The organism is Aquimarina sp. AU58 (assembly GCF_900312745.1).
GTDB lineage: Bacteria > Bacteroidota > Bacteroidia > Flavobacteriales > Flavobacteriaceae > Aquimarina > Aquimarina spinulae.
The window spans coordinates 1-21,432 of record NZ_OMPD01000008.1; the positions used below are offsets into that span (position 1 = coordinate 1).

The following is a 21,432-nucleotide window of genomic DNA, read 5'->3' on the forward strand; positions in this document are numbered from 1 at the left end:
AAACCCTGGAGTACTTCCTTTTGGAGGAGCAATAACCGAAAAAGGAAACTATTTCGTAAAAATAACATCCAAAGGAACTTCAGAAATACATACCATTGTAAAGAAATAACCTAATAAATCTGGTTGTTTTACACTAACTACCTAAAAAATGTATTCTAGAGCATCCCTTGCTTTAATTTATTTTTTAGGTAGTTTTTTGTGCTTAAAATTTTATTCTTCGAAACAAAACCTACTCAATGATTATAGAGAGAATCGTCTATCAATCCTTCGTTTTAAGATTGTTATTTGTATAAGAAATAAAAGGGCAAGAAATAATATACCGTATATAGTAGTTTTATAAAAAGTAAATCCAGAAAATGGGTTTTTGAAACTTATCTTATTAAAAAAAGAAAAATCAATAGTACCTAAAATCGATTCTTTACTCTCTGATAAAAAAGGTATAGTACACAGTAACATAGCAGTAGCAACTCCAACCATAAACCAAACTTTCTTAGAAATCAAAGGTTTGTATGTAGGTGACACCTCAATAGCCGAAAGTTCTACCTGATCCATAACATTCTTCAGAAAGTTTACTGAAGGAGTCTCTAATCCAGCTTCTTTGACTAAATTCTTAACGTCTTTATATTGCTCTTCCATTTTTACTACTAATTTCTGGAGAAATGTGATATTTCAATATCGAGTATAGTTTTTTTCTACTACGATATAACTTTATTTTCACATTATCTGCGGTTAAATTTACAATTTCTACAATTTCTTTTACACTTTTTTCCTCAAAATAGTATAGTGTAATAATCGCAGCCTCATCTTCAGGAAGCTTCATTATACTATCTGATATAATTTTTTTTCTTTCTTTTACTTGCAAATAGTTTAATGCATCACCAACCAGTTCCATTTCTCCTTCACTTACTTCTTCGATAAGTTCAGAAGTTATCATTCTTTTACTTGCCTTGATTGCATCTAAGCTTTTTCGGTATGCAATAGTATATAACCAGGTAGAAAACTTGGCATCCCCTCTATAGTTACTTAAGGATTTATATGCCTTGATAAAAGAATCCTGAGCAACTTCTTCCGCCTGTTCTTTATTCTTAATCATACGATACACTACTGTATACACTAAACCCTGGTAACGTTCTACCAGAACCGAAAAAGCATTCACCTGCCCTTCTAGCACTTGATTAATATAATATTGATCTGATTGATGGTTCATTTTTTCATATGACGACACTATATAATTATTGGTTACATAATTTCTATTAAAAAATACAAAATATTTTTTTCATCTTTTTTGTAACCGCTTCGAATTACTCTTCGTCTTAATTAGAAAACGAACAGTATTAATCTTTTAAACTAAAAACATGATGGGATCAGAAGTAATTATAGTACCCGCAATCTTTGGTGTATTTTTTGGAATTATTTATCTATTTATTTCAGCTAGAAATAAAGAGCGTATGGCTCTTATAGAAAAAGGAGCAGATGCTTCTATATTTTATAGTAGTAAAGAAAAAAGAGTGACTCCGATATGGAAAGTACTTATTCTAAATTTATCTTTATTATTAATGGGTATTGGAGTTGGAATTTTCATAGCTGGTATTCTACATTTATCTGTAGGTGTAGATGAAGATATTGCTTATCCTGGTACGATCTTTTTAATGGCTGGAATTGGCTTATTTACTGGTTTCACTATGACGAAGAACCTGGATAAGTAAACAAAAATATTACTTAACAAAAAAATATCCTGATGTTGATCATCAGGATATTTTTTTTATTTGAGTTTTTGATATCCTACTAGAGGATAGGGAACCTTACCCTAAATTTATAGATGTATATAATCAAATTTAGACATGGTATCCATTAACATTAGGTCATACATGAGATTCATAAACAAATCTATAGAACGCTCTAAGAGTTCCTTAAATCCTTCTCTAATTACCTTAAGGTTTTATATGGGTTAAATAAAAAAAGCCTTCCAAGTTTGGAAGGCTCTCATATAGTATAAAAATTCTTTATTACATATCTGCTACAAGAACGTCGTTATCTACATATTTTTCAACAACAACTGATTCTCCTCTATTGTTCTCCAAAACATAAACTCCAACCGGTAATTGACTAAGGTCTACAAAATTTGTCGTTTTTGATAAAACATGTACTGTATTTTTTACTTCAAATAATTTGATTTTATCTCCTTCTTCAAAATTAACTACAGTAACAAAATTTCCGTCTCTTGTTATTTCTAAAAGGTTTGTTTCAGAATTTTCATAATAATGTACAAACTCTTCTTCAACATTAACTTCTGAAGGCATGTCTGCTCTTTTGCTATCATATTCTACTACAAAATTACTTTCTACATTTTCTATTGCACCTTCTATATTAATATCTTCTTCCATGCGAACAATAACAACAGACTCTCCTTGATTGTTTTCAAGTAAATAAGATCCCATTGGTAATTGACTCAAATCAATTTCTCCATGAGTTTTAGATAAAATATGATCTCCGCTTTCTACTTCGAATAATTTGATTTTATCTCCATCCTGAAAATCTACAACTACCACAACAAGACCTTCCTTCTCTACTTCCAAGATTTGGTCTAAATCATTTGCATAACTACTTAAGAATAAAAATAAGCTAAAAAAATACGCTATTGATTTCATTTTTATATACTTTATAGTGGGGTTGTTATTATTTTATTACGGTTTTACCATACAATGATATTATATATTTATAGTTAAACAAATTAAAAACCAGACTTTTAGATCAAATGTTTTCGATATTCGACAAATGACACAAAAAATGTTAAATTAAGCTTTATTTAATGTTAACATGCTAATAATCAGATTATTATTTTTTAAACATTGTTAAAAAATCAGATGAAAAGCAAAAATCAACAGATTAAAAGACTTATTCTGTAATATACTTACGTTTTTCCCCCTGATCCAATAGAAAAAAATATGGTATGTTAAGCTAAGATTGATCTAAAGTGAATTTAAAAACCTAATCAATTAGTCCCTGCTATTATCTTAAAACTCTTCTCTCTTTTTGGGTAAAGAATTGAATGTATTTAAATTAGGTATAGGATTGTACTACTAAAAAAGCCCTACCAGTCTAAACCGATAGAGCTTTTCTATAATTAACACTACATTACTATGAAAAAACTTTATTTATTATTTAATACAACTTCGCTATATTTAGCATTAATTGTAATTATTTTATCTGTACTACGTGTATTCTGAAATCCATTAACAAACACATTACCAAAATTCTTTCTTGTATTTATTTCTAAAGTCTTAGGTAAAGAAATTATACTTTGCGCCCCGCTATATGACAGATTAAATGCTGTTTTGGGTAAATTTAATTTAAAATCACTGTTTTGAACTGCCAGATCTAAGGTAGAAAAAGATTCTCCAAGATTGGCAATGGTAATTACTCCAAAACTTCCCGAGATTGCTCCATTTTCATCAAGTTGCTGGATAAAAACATTACTAGAATCTGCATTAACAAGAAGGTTTTTAGCATTTTGTATTCTACAATTCTTTACATAATTGATCACCAACCTACCATTGTTCCATTGTCGAACAAAAACGGGAGAATAAGAAGCTTTGATAAATGTTTGTTTACCATCTATAACATTAGCAGATAGTTTAGTATGAGATAGAGAAGCTCTAATATTATTAGATTTTTCTGCTAACTGCACATCTCCATGGCGAATATTAAGTCTTAGTTTAGCCTCTTTAGGGATACGTACCTTAATGATTTTACTTGTACTATTAGTATTAACTCTACTTGTGCTATATCTATAGACTGTAACATTAGCTGTTCCGTTCTGCTGATTACCAATATCTTGTATTAATTGAGATGCCCATGCATCCATTTGTTTTTCATATTGTGCTCCCCAGGTTTCTAATTTTATCTTGCTTTTAGGGTCAGCTTCAAATTGTTTAGCCCATTTTTGCTTTTGTTCATCAATAAATTTTTCACGTATTTGGCTCTCCCATTGCTTTATATATTTTTCATCATTTTCTTTATTGGCTGTTCCGTTCTTAAAATTAACGTTAGCTTGATTTTGAGAAAGAGTACTTGGCATAGGATTTTTAGCTATGTTTTCCATAAGAGGCCCTAACATATCAGTAATCATAGGGCTTAACATCCTTAATTCCTGTAAGTTCTTTCTATCCATTGTAATACTGGAAGCAGTGACCTTTCTACTCCATAAATTTCCAGCAGTAGAATTAATAGTTACTTTCTGGCTATCTCCTAATACATCCACCTGCCAACTATCAAGGATGTGCTTACTGTTTTCATCAGAAAGATTACCCTCTAAGTAAGCTTCTACCTCGATTGTGTTTTTGTTCCAGGTTTCAAAAACAATATTAGTATGACTCGTATTAAGAACGACAGTAACATCTTTATTTACTGCGAGCTTTTCATTTAATTTATCTTGTCTATCTTGTGCAAATAAGCCTGCACAGCACAATAAACCAAGAGTCGCTACATTAAGCCTGTACTTCATTGTAATTTTCGTTTTCAATTCGCTCTAATTCTTTTAGTTTATCTTTTAGTCTATTTAAAAGAGATAATCTTATTGTCAAATTCTCCATCATAGCCTCTACACTTTGAACATTGGGTCCAACCTCTATTAATTCTTTATTAAGTTTTTGGTATTCTTTATCAAGATTATCCAATCTAGACATAAAACTTTCTACCAATTCTCTATTTGTATCATCGATTGTAATCTGTGATAATTGAAATTTTATACTGGTAAGTATACTATTTTCTACTTCTTGATACTCCGGAGATATTTCTGCCAGAGGAGAAGATTGTTTTGCTAATATTACAGAGGAGTTTTTTACAGGAGTAGTATTCATATCTACTATATCAGGTCCTTCGGTACTGTTATTACCAAGTTGATTATACGTAAGTAAAGAAACTGAAAAGATAACAACAATACTAGCAGCAATATTAAGCCATCTATAATCAAACCTTCTGGTTTTTTTAGGGAGCTCATTCTCTAACCTGGACATAAACCTTTGTTGGTGTCCTTTTCTTAATTGCTCGGCAGGAATCTGTTTATCCTGCTTTAAAAGTTCTCTAATATCCTGTGCCATGTCTCAAATGTTTTAATTCTTCCTGTAGCTGCTTTTTTCCTCTATGTACCAATGTTCTTGAAGAAACTGGTGTAATATCCAGTACTTCACTAATTTCATTATGATCATACCCTTCTATCAAAAATAGCATGACGGCATATTTATATTTTTCCGGTAATTTTTCAATTGCTTTTTTTACCTCATCTACAGTAACAGAATCAGACACCGACCAATCATTCTGTTCTTCAACACTAGTCATAACCTGTTCATTAATCGCAACCATGTTCATTTTCTTAGCTTTTAGCATATCTATGCTTTTATTTATAACAATTCGTTTAAGCCAAGCTCCAAAAGTAACATCTCCAGTAAATTGATGAAGTCGCGTAAAAGCCTTGATGAAAGATTCCTGCATAGCTTCCTCCGCCTCAAATGGATCTTTAAGAAAACGCAACGCTACATAATACATACCATCACAGTACTTATTATAGAGTTTCATTTGCGCTCTACGATCGTTATTCCTACATTGTTCTATTAGCTCGCTTTGTAACAAACTTTCTTAACTTTATGGTTAGTGATTAATATTTAAAACTGTTTTAAATCGTACTCATCTATATAGACGAAAACATATATTCTATGTTGCAAAATTATGCATAAAAATCATAGCACCCCAACAATATACTGTATATCAAATAATTAACAAAAATAATATGTACTCATGATTTCTGTATCCATTAGTATTTGTAGTATAAATGATATAAATAGTACTCTTCTATTTAATTAACCACTAAAGCTTTCTGTTTTTTATGAATATTTAAACATAGACATAAGTAGTAAAAGAAGTATATTTAGGATTAAAAAAAATCGTTATGCCAAAACTTTTAAAACGAGCAATACTTATTTTATTAGGATTAATATTGATTGGATTTGCAGGAATGTATTTCATGAAGCAAAGTACCAAAAAACATAGTCCCGAAGAAATCGTTACTCACACAGCAAAGGATGCTACTTTCACTGTTTTTTATAACAGACCATACAAAAAGGGTAGAGAAATTTTTGGTAATCTGGTTCCGTTTAATGAAGTATGGAGAACCGGAGCCAATGAGGCTACTACATTTACAACAGATAAAGATCTTCTCGTTGATGGTACCGTACTTAAAGCAGGGACCTATACACTGTGGACCATCCCAAACCCCGAATCCTGGAAAGTAATTTTTAATAATAAAGAATATGATTGGGGAGTACATATGGATGGCACTGCAAAACGAGACGCCACATACGATGTACTCACTGTAGAAGTCCCCGTACAACCTTTATTAAATATAGTAGAACAATTTTCTATTTATTTTGAAAATGCAAATGATTTTACCATATTATACCTTGCGTGGGATAGAACTGCAATTGCGGTTCCTATAAAAATATAAACATATTCTTTTTGATAAGCCTGTACTAATTTAAGGTGCATAATGCTGCATATACTCAAAATAGCAGAAGGCCTATATATTAATTACAAGTTTCCAAAAGGAATTTATAACTTTGCCATAAAGTCATTCTGTGTCTAAAGATTCTACCAAACATACTAAAATCCCTTCTAGCACGAGTAGTCAAGCAATTGATCGATTTAAAAAGTTACAGCAAAAAGAAATTGTAATTAACCCAATTTTTAAAGCAATCATTGCCCAGGACACCGCTGCTTTAAGTAAAGGGATTACATTAATCGAGAGTACCCAGCAAAACCATATTGAAAAAGCACAGCAACTTATCGAGATGTGCCTTCCTTATGCCAACAACTCTATAAGAATTGGTATAACAGGAGTCCCCGGGGTAGGCAAAAGTACCTTTATAGAAGCTTTAGGTAATTTGTTATTACAAAAAGGGAAAAAAGTTGCGGTTTTGGCAGTAGATCCTAGTAGCACAATTTCGCATGGCAGTATACTAGGTGATAAAACCCGAATGGAATCATTGGTAAGATCCTCTAAAGCTTTTATACGCCCTTCTCCATCAGGAAACTCATTGGGAGGAGTAGCACAAAAAACACGAGAGTCTATTATCCTTTGTGAAGCTGCGGGGTATGATGTTATTATCATTGAAACCGTAGGTGTAGGACAAAGTGAAACTGCTGTACATAGCATGGTAGATTTCTTTTTATTACTAAAATTGGCAGGTGCAGGAGACGAATTACAAGGTATCAAACGAGGGATTATAGAAATGGCAGATGCTCTTGTGATTAATAAGGCAGATGGTGATAACCTAACACGTGCCCGTAAAGCCAAAAATCAATTTAGAAAAGCACTGCACTTATATCCTCTTACACAAAATAGCTGGTCTCCCGAAGTATTAACGTGTAGTGCTATAGAAGGTACTGGTATTGATGATATTTGGAAAATGATCCTAAAATATCTAAAAATCACTTCTGAAAATGGATTTTTTGAAAAAAACAGAATCCAACAAAATAAATTCTGGCTATTACAAACTATTGAAGAACAATTAAAAAACTCTTTTTACAACAACCCAAAAGTTAAAGCTGCCTTAGATTCAAAAATTGAAGCTGTACAACAACACAAAATTACGCCCTTTGCTGCCGCTAGATATTTGTTAGGATTAAATAAATAGTCCAAATAAATGTATTAGTTTGAATACTCTTTTTTTCTTTCTTTAAAACTAAAACGGTACACATATCCCAAACTAAGTTCAGAAAAGTCTGCCTGCCCTAAATTTGCATTAATATTTGCTCCAAAAAAAATATTGTTTTTGGGTGAGTCATGTGTATTAAACAAATAGTATTTCACTCCTAACCTACTAGAGATCGTTCGTTTTATTTCATAATACCAATCTAACTCTCCCAAAATATATTGATCCCCACGTCTTTCTCCCTGACTCAGTTGCCATTCAATTTTATAAAATGGCTTATAAATATTAAGTCCTAGTTCAAATTCTACACCAATATGTCCTATAAAAACTTCTGTACTAGAAAAAAAACCATAATTGCTTGCATATGCAACAGGTTTTTCTTTAAAAAAAGGAACTTGCTCCTGTATTAGCATTTCATCATTTTTGATATAATCATAATAGTGCTCGTAAAACCTACCATAAAAACCGATTCCAATCTTAAAAATCTTGTTAACTACTTTACCCATGGATAATGCAACAGAATACACTTCTTTTTTATCATTAAATTCTTCCGATAGTACATTTTGACCTATGCCACTGCGAAATGAAAAATAGTTCTGTGAAGATTTGACTCGTTCTTTTCTTAACACTGTTACATCTTCCTCAAGAATAGTTTGAGGTTCTCCAAAAGATGAAGAAGCACTTACCAAAAAAGAGTTAAGTCCCTGATTAGGTAATCTTGTATGTCCGTTAGAATAATGGCCATATCCAAGTCCTAAACGCCATTGAGTTGATTTACCTATTAAAACATCATAATACAAAAAAGTTTTGTACGACCAGTTAAGACTTGTTGTTACCGCCTTATTAAAAGGGTTTATTTCTGGGTCATACTTTGTATCAATATAAGATGCGCCAAACCCCATATTAAGATGCCATCTATTTGTTTTTTTTTGAAACAATCCAATTTCAACAAAAGGCATTGCGATATAGGCTCTACCTACTTTTTCAATATTTCCAAAATCGGTAATCCCTAATGCTATTCCGGTTTTTGGATATCCCAGTCTAGAGCTCCATTGTGCATCTACCTTTTTGTTGTAACTTCCTATACTAACAAAAATAGATTTAAGCATTTTAGTTTTAGGAAAACCAGTATTAGGTTCTGTCGTTTTTCCTAGTATTACTTCTGGCGAAATAAAAAATGAATTTTTATTTTCATTATCCAATGTCTGCCCCTTTAATTGTGTCCCAATAAGAAATAGGAGTAGATAATATTCTGTTTTCCTCATTTACATCTTTTTTCAAGTATTTGGATTGATTTTCCCCTTCATCCACATGATGCAAAATAGGGTTTTTAAAATAAAAGAACATAATCTATATACTTTTGTAGTTGTTCAAAACAACCATATACTCACTATATTTAATGCTAAACAGAGCTTTATGATCGGTTTTTTCTTTTACTAAACCCCATATAAGAATCCAAACAAATCTCCATGGTTACTTAAAGAAGATAAGAATTTCTATACTTAAGTCTATTTCAATACATACCAATTATTTACTGCTATTTCTAATTGTTCATCTGTTGGATATTTTTCCCGTACAAGTGATATAAAATAAGAGACTTCTTCTGTTGAGGGTACCAGTTTAGAGAATTTTTGCCGAACATCATATACCGAATTAACCTCGAAAGCTTCATCCACAAATAATGTTTTTACGTGCCTTTCCCGAAGTACCTTTCTATAAAGCGATTCATAAAAAGATGTATCATACTCAAGATTTTCATTTAATTGTTTCTTCATTCCCAACTTTTTACCTACCTCACATATTTCGAGATATAATGCCATAAGGACATGTGGTTGTGCATCTGCTTTCTCCATTTCATGATTAGGGTTCTTTGCAGTATTTACTCGTTTACTTATTATTAGTTTTCTAAGTTCGTCTGAAGGCACAGGTAGTATAAATTGAGTACTATCGCTTGACAATATAGGTTCTAATTCATCTTTTGTTTTTTTTCCTAATTCTATCAACCTGTTTCCTACCAAAGGAGCTTCAAGAATTAACACTTCATTATCGTTTTTGTGTAATTGATACCAATCATAAACCGCTTTTCTAGACCATAGTCCACAAGATTTTCTGATACCTGCATGAGTAACCCCATCGATTTCAGGATAAATCTTCAGCACTTGTTCGGTTTCAAAACTCTGGCGTGCACTATCCCATTGCAATATAGAGATCTTTCTATTTTTTTGTAATGCTATATAGGCAAATTGCTGTACATATAAACTTTTTCCTACTCCGGGTAATCCTGTGAAACATACAATTTTAGCCTCTGAAGCGACTGTATCCAGTATTGAATATATTTCTCCTTCTTTGGGTAAAACAATGTATGATGAGTAGTCCATATTGCAATTCGTTTAAATTGATAGTAATCTCTTTAATACTTCAAAAAACATGGTATTTACAATGGGTATTGCTACTGTTACTCTAATATGGTCTTTCACCCCAAATTTACTACATGGTCTTACCATGATACCTGCTTTCAGAAATGCGTTTGTTATTTTTTCTTCAGCAATTGGGGATTTAAACAAAATAAAATTAGCTTCGCTTTTCCAATATGTAATACCCAGCTTCTCAAATTGTGCGTACATCCACTTTTTTTGTTCGCTAATTAATTTTTGAGTGTTTTCTATATGTTCATCATCTGTTAAGGCTCCAACCGCAGCTGCAGTACTTAGTACATTAATCATAAAAGGTCTGCCTATTTTTTGTAGATATGAAGTAATCTTAGGAGTCGAAAATGCATAACCAATACGCATACCAGCTAATCCGTATGCTTTTGAAAAACTATGAATAGCAATTACATTTTTATTTTTCTTAATATAATATGCAGCATTACAAAAATCCGGATCTTCTACAAAATGAAAATATACTTCGTCATAAACTACAATAACAGTATCCGGGATATTGTCTAATAAATAATCAACATCTTTTTTAGGAACTATAGTTCCTGTAGGATTATTAGGTGTAGTTAAAAAAATTAATCGTGTATTTTCATTAATCGCATCAATAATCCCATTTACATTTAAACTAAAGTCAGGTGTTTTTAAAGGAACATCAACTACTGTAGCATTTTCTATAGATGCAAAATTACCATAAGCTTTAAATGTTGGAGACGAAACGATTACTTCACTATCATCATCTAAAAATCCTCTACAAATAATATCAATAATCTCTACACCACTATTGGCTGTTATGTACTGATTTGCTTCAATACCATTATCATAGTGATCAGCTAAGGCTTTTTTTAACACAGAATCATCTCTATGGTGATATTCAGACAATTCATGTAATGATTCTTGTATTGCTTTTAACGCTTTTGGAGAAGGGCCTAAAAAATTCTCATTAGAAGAAAGCTTATATATTTTTTGGTCTTCATTTTTGTTTTTACTTTCAGCTTTTGTCGCGCCTACTTTGTAAGGTATAGTGTCTAATATATGTTTTTTATACATCGTTTGATTATTTTGGTATAGGCTCTAGAAAAGTAAAAATTAGTTTTTGAAACATAATACATTAAAGTGTTATTATTATAGCACTTTATGTCATCTTTCCTATATTAAAAGCTTTTTCAGAGCGAAGTTTCAATACTTCTTTATTTTTCTTAAAAAAATCAGTTACTAATTCTGTTTTTAATGTTTTGCTATTCTCAAGTTCTAAGATGTGTACGTCATTAGCGTCTGTATCATAAATGGCTAAAGAGGCTATTCCTGTTTTATGAGCAGAAATCTCTCCGGGATTTACAACCCATATCTCATTTTCTTTTTGAAGTGAGGATATATGAGTATGCCCAAAAAATACCGCGTCATACAATCCCGAGTTTGCCATAGGAATAGCAAGGTCGTCGTAATGAGAAATAAAAATTTTGCGATTATCTATTTCTAAAAAATCATATGTATTTAGGCTCACACTAAGGTTACCACCTTGATTATGCGCTACTTTAGTAATCTCTACTTTTTCGCCATCATTATTTCCCCAAATCATGAACACAGGAATCGTAGAGCACGATAATACTTTTGCAATACCAGCATTCATTAAATCTCCTAAGCAAAGTATTTGTTTGCAATTCTGCCTTTCGATTTCCTCTAATGCAAGAATAAGATTATGGAAATTTTCATGAATGTCTGATATAATAGCTATTTTCATCTGTATATATCTTTATAGATTATTTTACACCTCTCAGCTTAGACATCGATTTAAATTGATCTGTAGAAGGCATATCAATACCTACTTCTATTTCTATTAGTGTTGGCAATTCTTGTTCTTTTGCTTTTTGTATTGCTAGTCTAAAACTATCAAAGTCTGATACTTTTTCTGCATGAGCACCGTATGATTTTGCCATTGCAATAAAGTCTGGGTTTGTCAAATCACTAGCTATCACTTTATTTCCATAATTATTAACCTGCATATTCTGCACATTACCATAGGCATTATTATTAAACAGGCAAATAATTACACCTATCCTGTGCTGTACCGCTGTGGCTAACTCTTGTACAGCAAACATAAATCCTCCATCACCGCAAACTGTAACTACTGGTAATTCTGGTCTTGCCACTTTTGCTCCAAGTGCTGTAGGAAACCCCCACCCCAAAGTCCCCATATATCCTGTAGATAGATAGGTTCTGGGAGCATAAGCTTCCCATAACATTCTGCTGGCAAACCCAACCTGTGTTAACTCATCTACAAAAATCCCGTCGTCGGGTAATTCTTCTCTAATAATTCTTAAATACGTTGCCTGGGGCTCTAAATATGCTGTTTTTTCTTTCCAGCTAGCTTTTAATGCCTGCATTTCTTTTTCTCTACTCGCTCTTTGAGAAATCTTGTTTTTAAGGGTCTCTAAGATTTCTTTTGATGCTTGCGCTGCATTAGCTGTTAATGCTATATCGGGTGTTGTAATTTTATCATGATCATTAGCATCTATATTTACACTAATAAATGATAGATGTTCATCGGTACCCCATTTTAATATAGGCATACGCACATGACTTCCTATCCCGACAACTACATCTGCTTCTTTCCATAACTCATACGCAGCCGGAACCGGATGACTTAGGTAATTTCTAGAAGAGACAATACCTTTTCCGGTTCGATATGCAAATACCGGTATTTGCATATAATTAGCCAGTGCTGTTATTTCTTTACTAGCATCCATAGCTCCACTTCCTACAAAAATTAATGGGTTTTTTGCATGTATTAAAACCTCTACTATCTTGTTAATTGTAGGTGTATCTATTTCCTTTTCTTGTTTTGCTTTCGCGAAATCCGGAAACGCTATTTCACCAGAACTCATTAATAAATCCATAGAAATTTCTAGCCCTACAGGTTGCGGCCTTCCTGTTTCGATTTCCTGAAAGGATTTCTGTATTTTATATGGTATTTCTTTAATATCATTCACCTTATCCGAGTATTTGGTAAGGCGTTTCATTATCCCTAATTGATCGTTAGATTCATGCAATACTCCCCAGCCTTTTCCCTGGGTTTTTAAAGGAGTTTGACCAACTAATGCCAGTACCTTTGCATTCAATCCATAGGCGGTTAACAAAGCTGCCGAGCTATTAAGGAATCCTGGCCCAGGAACCACATTATAGACTGCTGTTTTACCAGATGCCAGGTGGTATCCTAATGCCATATATCCTACTCCCTGCTCATGACGTGTATGTATTATTTTTATTTCATCCTGATAGTCATAAAATGCATTGTACAACCAGTCGTTTTGCACTCCTGGTAAACCAAAAACAATTGTAATACCTTGTTTTATTAATGATCGCACTACGATCTGTCCCCCCGTTAATTTTGCCATAGTTTAGTATACTATATTTACTGCTTTTGTTTTTGTAAAAGCGTATAACCCTTCTTTTCCCAATTCTTTTCCTATCCCCGATTGTTTAAATCCACCTAAAGGGAAATGAGGATCTGACCGGGCATTAGAATTTACCCATACCCATCCGGCTTCCAGTTCATCTACCATTCTCATAGCCTTAGAAACATCTTTAGTAAAAACAGTAGAAGAGAGACCATAATTAGTCTGATTAGCCTTTTGAATTGCTTCTTCAATAGTTTTAAAAGGTACACCAACCAATACAGGGCCAAAAATCTCTTCTTGTACTACTCTCAGGTTGTTATCTGTAGCAGAAAAAATAGCAGGCTCTAAAAAATATCCTTTATCTTTTATCTTTTTTCCGCCAGAAATTAAAGTAGCTCCCTCTTCGTTACCTAATTTTATATAATTGGTAACAGTATCTAAATGTGATTTACACACCAAAGGCCCTAAAGCCACATTATCCTCAAATCCATGTCCAATTTTCATTTTTTGAGCACTGTGCATAATATCGGTCATGACTTTATCATAAACTTTTTCTTGTATATATACTCTAGAACCCGAAACACAAATTTGTCCCATGTTTCTAAAAATACCTTGAGATACACATTGCGATGCCCAATCTAAATCTGCATCTTCAAAAACAACTGCAGGTGACTTCCCTCCCAGTTCTAATGATATTCCTGTAATAGAATCTATTGCAGCTTTTCCTATCGCTTTTCCAGTAGTAGTAGATCCTGTAAAAGTTACTTTATCAATATCAGGATGTGATACTAATGCATTTCCTGTAGTTTTTCCATTACCCAATATAATATTGACTACACCTGCCGGAAAACCAGCTTCTGCAATAAGTTCTGCTAACACTAAGGCGTTTAGTGGTGTTTCTCCCGATGGTTTTAATACCACCGTGCAACCTGTTGCCAAGGCCGGTGCCAATTTCCAGGCCGCAATAGAGAACGGAGTATTCCAGGGAATAACTGCCGCTACCACTCCTATAGGCTCTCTACGTGTAAATGCAAAATTTTGTTTATTATGGGGTTGCGGAATAGAAATATTAAAGGTTTCTCCCTCGATTTTACTACACCATCCGGCATAATATCGAAACGTTTTGGCCGCGCCTAATACTTCAGATTTTCTGGCTTCTACAAAGGGTTTTCCATTTTCTAAAGTGATTACTTCTGCGATATGATCTGCATTTTCTTCAATTAAATCACCTAATTTATAGAGTAATCGTTCTCGGTCTGCAGGAAGCATTTTTTGCCATTCATAAGTATACAAGGCTTTCTTAGCTGCTCCCACCGCTTTGTTTACATCTTCAGATGTAGAAATAGGAATAGTAGCGATCACCTCTTCATTAGCAGGATTAATTACCTGACTAACCTCATCACAATCTGCTAAAACCCACTCATTATTTATAAAATTCTTCTTAGACAGGTCACTAAAAAAAGATGTAGTCTTTGGGTGTAACGAAAGTTCTTGTATTGATTTCATTTATCTTACAGCATTTTTGGTTAAGTCTAGTCCCATTATCAATTCTTTTATCTCTGTAGAGAGGATAATTTCTTTAGCATTAATCTCTTTTTGAAAATATTTCTGCAACACTTTCATTCCGATTTCTGATAATTCTTTTCGAACTTCGAGAGAACGACCTTCGCGTAAACGAATCAATAGATTTATCATTTTATAATCTGGATTACCATCAATAATAAAATGATCACTAGATTGTACAACTCTACACTTTACTCCTAATCGAGGGATATGTCCCGTGGCTACGAGTTCATCGGTTAAGGTTTGAAAAACAGTTCTAAAATCTGCTTCTATATTACCTGAGCATTCTAATGTTATATGTGGCATACTAATCTGCTATTATTGGACGTGCTTCCATGGTTGCTTTTTTTACTTTGGTATTTATAAATGTACTTCCGTTTTCAAACCAACTTCTTGGTGCCGGCGCTCCCCATAGTGTTTGCCTTTGTGGATCACTTAAATCCCAACCCAACGGTTCTAAATCGGGATCAACGGTTAAATAATCACAGGTATAAATTTCTATTCTATGACCATCTGGATCTAGAATATATAAGAAAAAAGCATTGGACACGCCATGCCTTCCTGGACCTCGCTCGATATTATTCACATATCCGGTGGTAGACATCACATCTAGTAAATGAATAATATTGAGTGCGGTAGGTACCCAAATAGCCGAGTGATGTAATCTAGGTCCATCACCATTGGTTAGTGCCATATCATGAACATTTCCTTTTCGATGCATCCAGGCAGCCCACATTTCTCCTTTTTCTGTAGTAGAATACTCGGTAAGTCTAAATCCTAGTTGACTTACAAAAAATTCATATGTTTCTTGCGCATTGGGTGTAAAAACATTAAAGTGGTCAAACCGCTGTGGATGCATTCCTCGATAAGATTTATATTCTCTGAGCTTTTGAGGTACTTTTTTCATACGTGCATAAAACTCTAAAATAAAACCTTGTGGCGATACGACTCGTAGTGTTCGGTCCTCGGCATATTTTGAAACCCACTCAGTATCAACATCAATATTGTCTAAATGTGTTTTTAACGCATCTAAATCTTTTTCAAAAGCTACTTTAAACCCAACTGCCAGTACAGAAGGTTCTTTTGCTTTTTTTAAAATATAAGAGTGATGCTGTTGTTCTTCTAAACCACGCAAGTAAATAGTATCTTCGGTTCTTTCGGTCTCGATTAAACCTAATATATCTACATAAAACCTATAGGATTCTTCTAAATCGGTTACAGCATATTCTACATGGCTACAACGAATAATATTAAAAGGTAAATCGAAGTTATGAGGTACTAGTGCCATACTTATTTTTTATCATTACTATTATTCAATCCCCAATTTTGGGATATCATGATCTCCTAGTGCTATAGAAATATTTTTGGTTTCCATATAAAAGTCAAAACTATACTCTCCACCATCTCTTCCTATACCACTGTATTTAACACCACCAAAAGGTGTAGGCAGGTGTCTTACATTTTGAGAATTTATCCAAACCATTCCTGCTTCTACTTGATGTGCTATTCGATGTGCACGACTTACATCTTTTGTCCAGATATAAGCTGTTAATCCATATTTTACAGCATTGGCTATTTTAATAGCCTCCTCTTCAGTTTCAAATGGAATTACAGTTAAGAATGGTCCAAAGACTTCTTCCTGCGCAATACACATATCTTTTGATGCATCAATAAAAAGTGTTGGATTTACATAACATCCTTTTTCTAACCCATCTGGTTTACCCCCACCTACTGCCAGAGTTGCGCCTTCATTTTTTCCTATTTCTCCATAATTCAATACTTTTTCCTGATGTGTAGGATGAATCATAGGACCAATTTCTGTTACCGGGTCTAATGGATGCCCTACTTTTATAGCAGCGACTCTCTTTTTTAGTTTTTCAACGAAATCAGGATAGATATCTTTTTGTAATAGTAATCTACTACTTGATGTACATCGTTCTCCATTAAGACTGTATTTCATAAAAATTGCAGCATCTAAAGCCCGCTCTACATCAGCATCATTAAAAACAATAATAGGATTTTGCCCTCCTAATTCTAAATGCACTCTTTTTAATGTTGGTGCTCCTTGTTTCATGATATGGCTACCGGTTGTAGTCTCCCCAATAAATGCTACTGCCTTTATGTATTCGTGTTCTGTTAATGATTTCCCTGCTTTTTCTCCAAAGCCATGTACAACATTCCATACTCCTTTTGGCAATCCTGCCTCATGTGCTAATTCTGCAAGTCTATTTGCTGTTACGGGACTAAATTCTGCAGGTTTATGAACGACAGTACACCCTGCTGCCAGAGCTGGTGCTATTTTCCATGTACTTAGCATAAACGGAGTATTCCAGGGAGTAATGATCCCAACCGGACCTATGGGTTGACGAATGGTATAATTTGCATGATGGGTATCTGGTGTAGATAACCCATTTTGTGCATCAATAGCCTTATCTGCAAAATATTTAAAGTTTGCAGCACCTCTAATCGCTGCTTTTTTCATAAAGCGGATAGGTTGTCCTGTATCATAACTTTCTAGCACTGCAATTTCGTCTGCATGTTCTTCTATTTTTTCTGCTATGGCATATAAAATATCTCGTCTGTTTTTATGAGACATCGCTTTCCATTCTGCAAAAGCATCCATTGCCGCCTGCGCTGCATTATCGATATCTTCTTTATCACTTTCGGCCACGTGGGTTATAAAGTTTCCATCTATAGGTGTCGTATTCTCAAATGTTTTTCCTGAAATTGCTTCAACAGTGTTTCCATTGATAAGATTCTTGATACCTCTTTCTTTTAATTGAGGTAAAAACCGTTGTAATACTTCTAAATTCTTGTCTAACATTATTCTGCTATTAAGTAATTTTCTAATTTCCCGATACCTGCTACTTCACATACTACCGTATCTCCCGGATAAATATGTGATACTCCTTCTGGAGTTCCTGACCATATCATATCACCGGGATTAAGTGTCATAAAACCTGACATATATTCTATTAATTCTGCAATGCTATGTCTAATATTTTTGGTATTCCCTTCTTGTCTTAATTCTCCATTTACCCAAGTTTTAAGGGAAACATTATTAGGGTCTATATCTTTGGCATCAACCATCCAAGGGCCACAAGGCCCCCAGGTATCAAATCCTTTTGCTTTAAGTGGTGGTCTGTAATAATTAACCACAAAATCACGAACTGTGATTTCATTGCCCACCATATAATATCCAACATAATCTAATGCATCGTCAGCTTTAACTTTTCTGCAAGAACGACCAATTACTGCCACAAGTTCACATTCGTAATGCATATAATCTATTCCCGCCGGAACAATAATATTAGATGTATGCCCGATCATTGTGTGGGGCATTTTATGAAACAATATGGGATATTCTGGAATCTCTAATTTTAATTCCTTGGCATGATCTGCATAAGCTAAAGCTACACCTATCGCTTTACCAACTCCCTGTGGATCCACAGGTGGAAGAAACATAACATCATCGGGATTAAATTCTTGTGTACCTTTTAGTATCGTATTGTTTTCATAAACCCCCTGATGGATTCCTCCATTATATGCAAATCTTACGTGTTTCATACCTATATATTTATTGTTTTTATTGCTGAATCAAATTCTCACTATCACAATCATTGTACTTTTCACAAATTAGTAGTGTGTATTTGATGTATTATTCTTTTGTTCTGGTTTATAATCTTCTGCTAATCCTTTTGCTGCTTTTGCTAATAAAAGAGTATCAATCCCAACTCCAATCATATTAGCACCATGCTCACTATAATAGTTAACAATTTCTTTTGAGACAGACAGGAAACCTGCTGTTTTTCCTTTAGTCTTAATACACTGAATAGCTTTTACTATTACCTCTTTTACTTTTGGATGGTTGGGTTGTCCCAAATACCCCATAGATCCAGCTAAATCTGCTGGTCCAATAAATACTCCATCTACTCCATTTACTGCTAAGATTTCTTCCAAATTATTAATTCCTTGAACAGATTCTACCTGACAGATCAAACACATTTCATTATTAGCATCTAGAAAGTAATCATTAGTTCTATTCCATTTTGATGCTCTTGCCAATGCTGTACCTATACCTCTACATCCTTCTGGGGGATAACGCATTGCCTTTACAAGTTCTTCTGCCTGGGATGCACTTTCTACCATAGGAATTAACAAACTTTGCACCCCCATATCCATAAGTTGTTTTATAAGTACCGAATCCCCAACAGGTGGACGAACAATAACCTGCACATCATATGCAGCCATTACTTGTAGTTGAGTCTGAATAGTTCGTAAATCAAATGGAGCATGCTCTCCATCAATTACAATCCAATCAAATCCAGAACCAGCCAAAATCTCTGCTGTAATAGTATCTACAATACCATTCCATATACCATAAATGGTTTCACGATTACATACTGCTTCTTTGAATGTGTTTTTAGAAATTTTCATGGTATTACATAAAATTACAAGTTATTTTTCCCAATGAATTATAATCAACGGTAATAGTATCTCCGGCTTTTACAATAACCGGACGTGTAAAGGAGCCTGCCAAAATGATTTGCCCTGCATCTAATGTTATATTATGTTTTGCATATTTTTTTGCTAACCAGATGACTCCTTTGGCGGGATGATCGAGCACTGCTGCAGCAACACCAGACTCCTCGATAGTTCCATTTTTGTATAATAATGCACCTACCCATCTTAGATCTATATCTCGAGGATTAATTCTGGTATTGCCCAAAATAATCCCTGCATTCGCTGCATTATCCGAAATCGTATCTTTAACGGTTCTAACATAATTGGTCTTGGGGTCTACTCGATAAGTACGTGCTGCAATAAGTTCTAGTACAGGCACTACATAATCTGTTGCATCCAATACATCTTCTATTGTAAGAGTATCGCCAAAAAGTGGTTTTTTTAGCACAAAAGCTAGCTCTACCTCTATCCTAGGATCCAAAAAATCAGAAGTCTTTATCTCACAACCATTTTCATAAACCATATCGTCTAGTAGTGTTCCATAGTCAGGTTCATTGATATTCATAGCGACTTGCATAACCTTTGAAGTAAGCCCAATTTTATATCCAACTACTTTTCTACCTTCTTCTTTTTTGATATTAACCCATTCTTCCTGAATTTGATAGGCATCATTGATATCCATCTCGGGAAAATAATTTGTTGTGGCTACTACCTGTTTTTTATTTTTTTCTGAATCATGTAATCGATTTGCTTCCTCTTTTATTTGTAATGAAGTTAACATAGTATAATTTATTAGTTGCAATCTCGTTTATTTAAAAACAAAGTAGATTCATAAAAGTGCTATAATTATTGCACTTTTTGTTTTTTCATTATTATTAATGCAGCATAATGAGTTATTTTTGATGTATGAAAGATAAAGATTTGATTCGATTAGATAAATTCTCTGATAAAAAAGATTTACCCTTTTTTATGCGTCCCTTACTTCATGAAAAAAACAGAAATAGAAAAAACAGAGATCCACATCGTCATACATATCATGAGGTTATTTATTTTAAATCTGGTGAAGCACTTCAGAACATAGACGATGAGCTTGTGAATCTAAAAACTCCAAACACTTTTTATTTAATAGAGCGAGGACAGGTACATGATTTTATTAAAGGAAAAAACATGCAAGGTTTTCTAATTCGTTTTGATAGTGAACTTATTCCTTTTCAAACAACAATCGATAACATCTCTTTTTTATCAATAATTCATAACATCTCCAAGGTAAATACTATTGTTTTAGACCAAGATGATGTGTCACATTTTGAAGCAATTTTGGATCAACTTCATTATGAGTACTTATCTCCATTATATTCTTATGGAAGAAGGAATACAATCGTTTTTTTATTACTTACTTTATTAGTGAAATTACAACGAAAATGTAATGAAATCAATAGTGGTAATCAAAATTTAAATCAATCTTATGAAAAAAAGATGTATTATAAATTTCTAGAATTATTAGAACTTAATTTCTCTAGTTATCACGAGTGTGATTTTTATGCTCAGGAGTTAGGTTTATCGAATAGAAAACTAACCGAAATCACAATGCTTGTTAATGGGTCTTCGAGCAAGAAAATAATTATTGATCGCATAATTATTGAAGCAAAACGATTACTTCTTTATAGCCAAATCAGCTCGAAAGAAATCTCTTTTATACTAGGATTCGAAAGCCCTTCATATTTTAGTAGGCTTTTTAAAAATAAAACAGGAGAATCTCCTAATTCATATAAAAAAAACATCAAAAGTAAAGAGAATGTATACTTCGAAAAAAAATGATCTTTATTTATGTCACCATCTTATCTAAAATAATGACATAATAGTCTT

Annotated in this window: 22 protein-coding genes; 4 read left to right on the forward strand and 18 right to left on the reverse strand. The window is 33.3% G+C overall.

The window, feature by feature from the left end:
* Nucleotides 1–240: 240 nt before the first annotated feature.
* Both DK441_RS04345 and DK441_RS04350 read right to left on the reverse strand, forming a co-directional pair.
* Nucleotides 241–636 (reverse strand): hypothetical protein, encoded by a 396-nt coding sequence (locus tag DK441_RS04345; protein WP_109097663.1) that lies wholly within the window; start codon nucleotides 634–636, stop codon nucleotides 241–243.
* Nucleotides 620–1,207: an RNA polymerase sigma factor gene (locus DK441_RS04350; RefSeq protein WP_109097664.1), complete on the reverse strand. Its 588-nt coding sequence runs from the start codon at nucleotides 1,205–1,207 to the stop codon at nucleotides 620–622. The genes DK441_RS04345 and DK441_RS04350 overlap by 17 nt, the downstream gene beginning before the upstream one ends.
* A gap of 151 nt (nucleotides 1,208–1,358) precedes the next feature.
* Here DK441_RS04350 and DK441_RS04355 point away from each other — a divergent pair, with 151 nt between their 5' ends.
* Nucleotides 1,359–1,706, forward strand: a complete 348-nt coding sequence (locus DK441_RS04355; RefSeq protein WP_074408728.1) for a DUF6249 domain-containing protein — start codon at nucleotides 1,359–1,361, stop codon at nucleotides 1,704–1,706.
* Between the two features lie 300 nt (nucleotides 1,707–2,006).
* Here the strand turns inward: DK441_RS04355 and DK441_RS04360 are convergent, their stop codons facing one another.
* The 4 genes from DK441_RS04360 to DK441_RS04375 all read right to left on the reverse strand — a co-directional run bounded on the left by DK441_RS04360 (nucleotide 2,007) and on the right by DK441_RS04375 (nucleotide 5,628).
* Complete coding sequence (locus DK441_RS04360) at nucleotides 2,007–2,648, reverse strand: hypothetical protein (protein ID WP_109097665.1); 642 nt, start codon at nucleotides 2,646–2,648, stop codon at nucleotides 2,007–2,009.
* Between the two features lie 503 nt (nucleotides 2,649–3,151).
* Nucleotides 3,152–4,504 carry a hypothetical protein gene (locus DK441_RS04365; RefSeq protein ID WP_109097666.1) on the reverse strand — a complete coding sequence of 451 codons (1,353 nt, stop codon included), beginning with the start codon at nucleotides 4,502–4,504 and terminating at the stop codon, nucleotides 3,152–3,154.
* Entirely contained in the window at nucleotides 4,488–5,099 is a 612-nt protein-coding gene (locus tag DK441_RS04370; RefSeq protein WP_109097667.1) for a hypothetical protein, read from the reverse strand. Before DK441_RS04370 ends, DK441_RS04365 begins: the two co-directional genes overlap by 17 nt.
* The gene (locus tag DK441_RS04375; RefSeq protein WP_235015708.1) at nucleotides 5,083–5,628 is read right to left on the reverse strand and encodes an RNA polymerase sigma factor; all 546 of its coding nucleotides are present in this window, start codon (nucleotides 5,626–5,628) and stop codon (nucleotides 5,083–5,085) included. Before DK441_RS04375 ends, DK441_RS04370 begins: the two co-directional genes overlap by 17 nt.
* Nucleotides 5,629–5,944: 316 nt before the next feature.
* Here DK441_RS04375 and DK441_RS04380 point away from each other — a divergent pair, with 316 nt between their 5' ends.
* Together DK441_RS04380 and meaB are read left to right on the forward strand one after the other, a co-directional pair.
* Complete coding sequence (locus DK441_RS04380; RefSeq protein WP_109097668.1) at nucleotides 5,945–6,499, forward strand: DUF2911 domain-containing protein; 555 nt, start codon at nucleotides 5,945–5,947, stop codon at nucleotides 6,497–6,499.
* 130 nt (nucleotides 6,500–6,629) lie between these two features.
* A complete protein-coding gene (meaB, locus tag DK441_RS04385; RefSeq protein ID WP_109097669.1) occupies nucleotides 6,630–7,688 on the forward strand; it encodes a methylmalonyl Co-A mutase-associated GTPase MeaB in 1,059 nt (352 codons plus the stop codon).
* Nucleotides 7,689–7,702: 14 nt separating this feature from the next.
* Here meaB and DK441_RS04390 read toward each other — a convergent pair whose 3' ends face one another.
* From DK441_RS04390 to hpaH, 12 genes are all read right to left on the reverse strand, one after another.
* Nucleotides 7,703–8,971, reverse strand: coding sequence for an acyloxyacyl hydrolase (locus DK441_RS04390; protein ID WP_109097670.1), 1,269 nt, complete (start codon nucleotides 8,969–8,971; stop codon nucleotides 7,703–7,705).
* Between the two features lie 243 nt (nucleotides 8,972–9,214).
* Nucleotides 9,215–10,084, reverse strand: a complete 870-nt coding sequence (locus DK441_RS04395) for a hypothetical protein (RefSeq protein WP_109097671.1) — start codon at nucleotides 10,082–10,084, stop codon at nucleotides 9,215–9,217.
* Nucleotides 10,085–10,096: 12 nt separating this feature from the next.
* Nucleotides 10,097–11,191 (reverse strand): histidinol-phosphate transaminase, encoded by a 1,095-nt coding sequence (gene hisC, locus DK441_RS04400; RefSeq protein ID WP_109097672.1) that lies wholly within the window; start codon nucleotides 11,189–11,191, stop codon nucleotides 10,097–10,099.
* A gap of 85 nt (nucleotides 11,192–11,276) precedes the next feature.
* On the reverse strand, nucleotides 11,277–11,882 hold the full coding sequence (locus tag DK441_RS04405; protein WP_109097673.1) for a metallophosphoesterase: 606 nt from the start codon (nucleotides 11,880–11,882) through the stop codon (nucleotides 11,277–11,279).
* A gap of 19 nt (nucleotides 11,883–11,901) precedes the next feature.
* A complete protein-coding gene (locus DK441_RS04410; protein WP_109097674.1) occupies nucleotides 11,902–13,536 on the reverse strand; it encodes a thiamine pyrophosphate-dependent enzyme in 1,635 nt (544 codons plus the stop codon).
* A gap of 3 nt (nucleotides 13,537–13,539) precedes the next feature.
* On the reverse strand, nucleotides 13,540–15,045 hold the full coding sequence (locus tag DK441_RS04415; protein ID WP_109097675.1) for an aldehyde dehydrogenase family protein: 1,506 nt from the start codon (nucleotides 15,043–15,045) through the stop codon (nucleotides 13,540–13,542).
* Complete coding sequence (locus DK441_RS04420; RefSeq protein WP_025667729.1) at nucleotides 15,046–15,408, reverse strand: 5-carboxymethyl-2-hydroxymuconate Delta-isomerase; 363 nt, start codon at nucleotides 15,406–15,408, stop codon at nucleotides 15,046–15,048.
* A gap of 1 nt (nucleotide 15,409) precedes the next feature.
* Complete coding sequence (hpaD, locus tag DK441_RS04425) at nucleotides 15,410–16,390, reverse strand: 3,4-dihydroxyphenylacetate 2,3-dioxygenase (protein ID WP_109097676.1); 981 nt, start codon at nucleotides 16,388–16,390, stop codon at nucleotides 15,410–15,412.
* A gap of 21 nt (nucleotides 16,391–16,411) precedes the next feature.
* Complete coding sequence (gene hpaE, locus DK441_RS04430) at nucleotides 16,412–17,926, reverse strand: 5-carboxymethyl-2-hydroxymuconate semialdehyde dehydrogenase (protein WP_109097677.1); 1,515 nt, start codon at nucleotides 17,924–17,926, stop codon at nucleotides 16,412–16,414.
* A complete protein-coding gene (locus DK441_RS04435; RefSeq protein ID WP_109097678.1) occupies nucleotides 17,926–18,669 on the reverse strand; it encodes a fumarylacetoacetate hydrolase family protein in 744 nt (247 codons plus the stop codon). Before DK441_RS04435 ends, hpaE begins: the two co-directional genes overlap by 1 nt.
* A gap of 69 nt (nucleotides 18,670–18,738) precedes the next feature.
* Complete coding sequence (locus DK441_RS04440; RefSeq protein ID WP_109097679.1) at nucleotides 18,739–19,539, reverse strand: aldolase/citrate lyase family protein; 801 nt, start codon at nucleotides 19,537–19,539, stop codon at nucleotides 18,739–18,741.
* A gap of 4 nt (nucleotides 19,540–19,543) precedes the next feature.
* Nucleotides 19,544–20,347: a 2-oxo-hept-4-ene-1,7-dioate hydratase gene (gene hpaH, locus DK441_RS04445; RefSeq protein ID WP_109097680.1), complete on the reverse strand. Its 804-nt coding sequence runs from the start codon at nucleotides 20,345–20,347 to the stop codon at nucleotides 19,544–19,546.
* A 125-nt stretch (nucleotides 20,348–20,472) separates the two neighbouring features.
* On the opposite strand from hpaH, the gene DK441_RS04450 reads away from it, so the two are divergent.
* Nucleotides 20,473–21,384, forward strand: coding sequence for an AraC family transcriptional regulator (locus tag DK441_RS04450; RefSeq protein ID WP_109097681.1), 912 nt, complete (start codon nucleotides 20,473–20,475; stop codon nucleotides 21,382–21,384).
* Nucleotides 21,385–21,432: the final 48 nt, after the last annotated feature.

Excerpts from the sequence above, each read along its gene's own strand:
- DK441_RS04345 (WP_109097663.1), bottom strand. The coding sequence starts at position 636 with ATGGAAGAGCAATATAAAGACGTTAAGAATTTAGTCAAAGAAGCTGGA.
- DK441_RS04350 (WP_109097664.1), bottom strand. The coding sequence starts at position 1,207 with ATGAACCATCAATCAGATCAATATTATATTAATCAAGTGCTAGAAGGG.
- DK441_RS04355 (WP_074408728.1), top strand. The coding sequence starts at position 1,359 with ATGGGATCAGAAGTAATTATAGTACCCGCAATCTTTGGTGTATTTTTT.
- DK441_RS04360 (WP_109097665.1), bottom strand. The coding sequence starts at position 2,648 with ATGAAATCAATAGCGTATTTTTTTAGCTTATTTTTATTCTTAAGTAGT.
- DK441_RS04365 (WP_109097666.1), bottom strand. The coding sequence starts at position 4,504 with ATGAAGTACAGGCTTAATGTAGCGACTCTTGGTTTATTGTGCTGTGCA.
- DK441_RS04370 (WP_109097667.1), bottom strand. The coding sequence starts at position 5,099 with ATGGCACAGGATATTAGAGAACTTTTAAAGCAGGATAAACAGATTCCT.
- DK441_RS04380 (WP_109097668.1), top strand. The coding sequence starts at position 5,945 with ATGCCAAAACTTTTAAAACGAGCAATACTTATTTTATTAGGATTAATA.
- DK441_RS04390 (WP_109097670.1), bottom strand. The coding sequence starts at position 8,971 with ATGAGGAAAACAGAATATTATCTACTCCTATTTCTTATTGGGACACAA.
- DK441_RS04395 (WP_109097671.1), bottom strand. The coding sequence starts at position 10,084 with ATGGACTACTCATCATACATTGTTTTACCCAAAGAAGGAGAAATATAT.
- hisC (WP_109097672.1), bottom strand. The coding sequence starts at position 11,191 with ATGTATAAAAAACATATATTAGACACTATACCTTACAAAGTAGGCGCG.
- DK441_RS04405 (WP_109097673.1), bottom strand. The coding sequence starts at position 11,882 with ATGAAAATAGCTATTATATCAGACATTCATGAAAATTTCCATAATCTT.
- DK441_RS04410 (WP_109097674.1), bottom strand. The coding sequence starts at position 13,536 with ATGGCAAAATTAACGGGGGGACAGATCGTAGTGCGATCATTAATAAAA.
- DK441_RS04415 (WP_109097675.1), bottom strand. The coding sequence starts at position 15,045 with ATGAAATCAATACAAGAACTTTCGTTACACCCAAAGACTACATCTTTT.
- DK441_RS04420 (WP_025667729.1), bottom strand. The coding sequence starts at position 15,408 with ATGCCACATATAACATTAGAATGCTCAGGTAATATAGAAGCAGATTTT.
- hpaD (WP_109097676.1), bottom strand. The coding sequence starts at position 16,390 with ATGGCACTAGTACCTCATAACTTCGATTTACCTTTTAATATTATTCGT.
- hpaE (WP_109097677.1), bottom strand. The coding sequence starts at position 17,926 with ATGTTAGACAAGAATTTAGAAGTATTACAACGGTTTTTACCTCAATTA.
- DK441_RS04435 (WP_109097678.1), bottom strand. The coding sequence starts at position 18,669 with ATGAAACACGTAAGATTTGCATATAATGGAGGAATCCATCAGGGGGTT.
- DK441_RS04440 (WP_109097679.1), bottom strand. The coding sequence starts at position 19,539 with ATGAAAATTTCTAAAAACACATTCAAAGAAGCAGTATGTAATCGTGAA.
- hpaH (WP_109097680.1), bottom strand. The coding sequence starts at position 20,347 with ATGTTAACTTCATTACAAATAAAAGAGGAAGCAAATCGATTACATGAT.
- DK441_RS04450 (WP_109097681.1), top strand. The coding sequence starts at position 20,473 with ATGAAAGATAAAGATTTGATTCGATTAGATAAATTCTCTGATAAAAAA.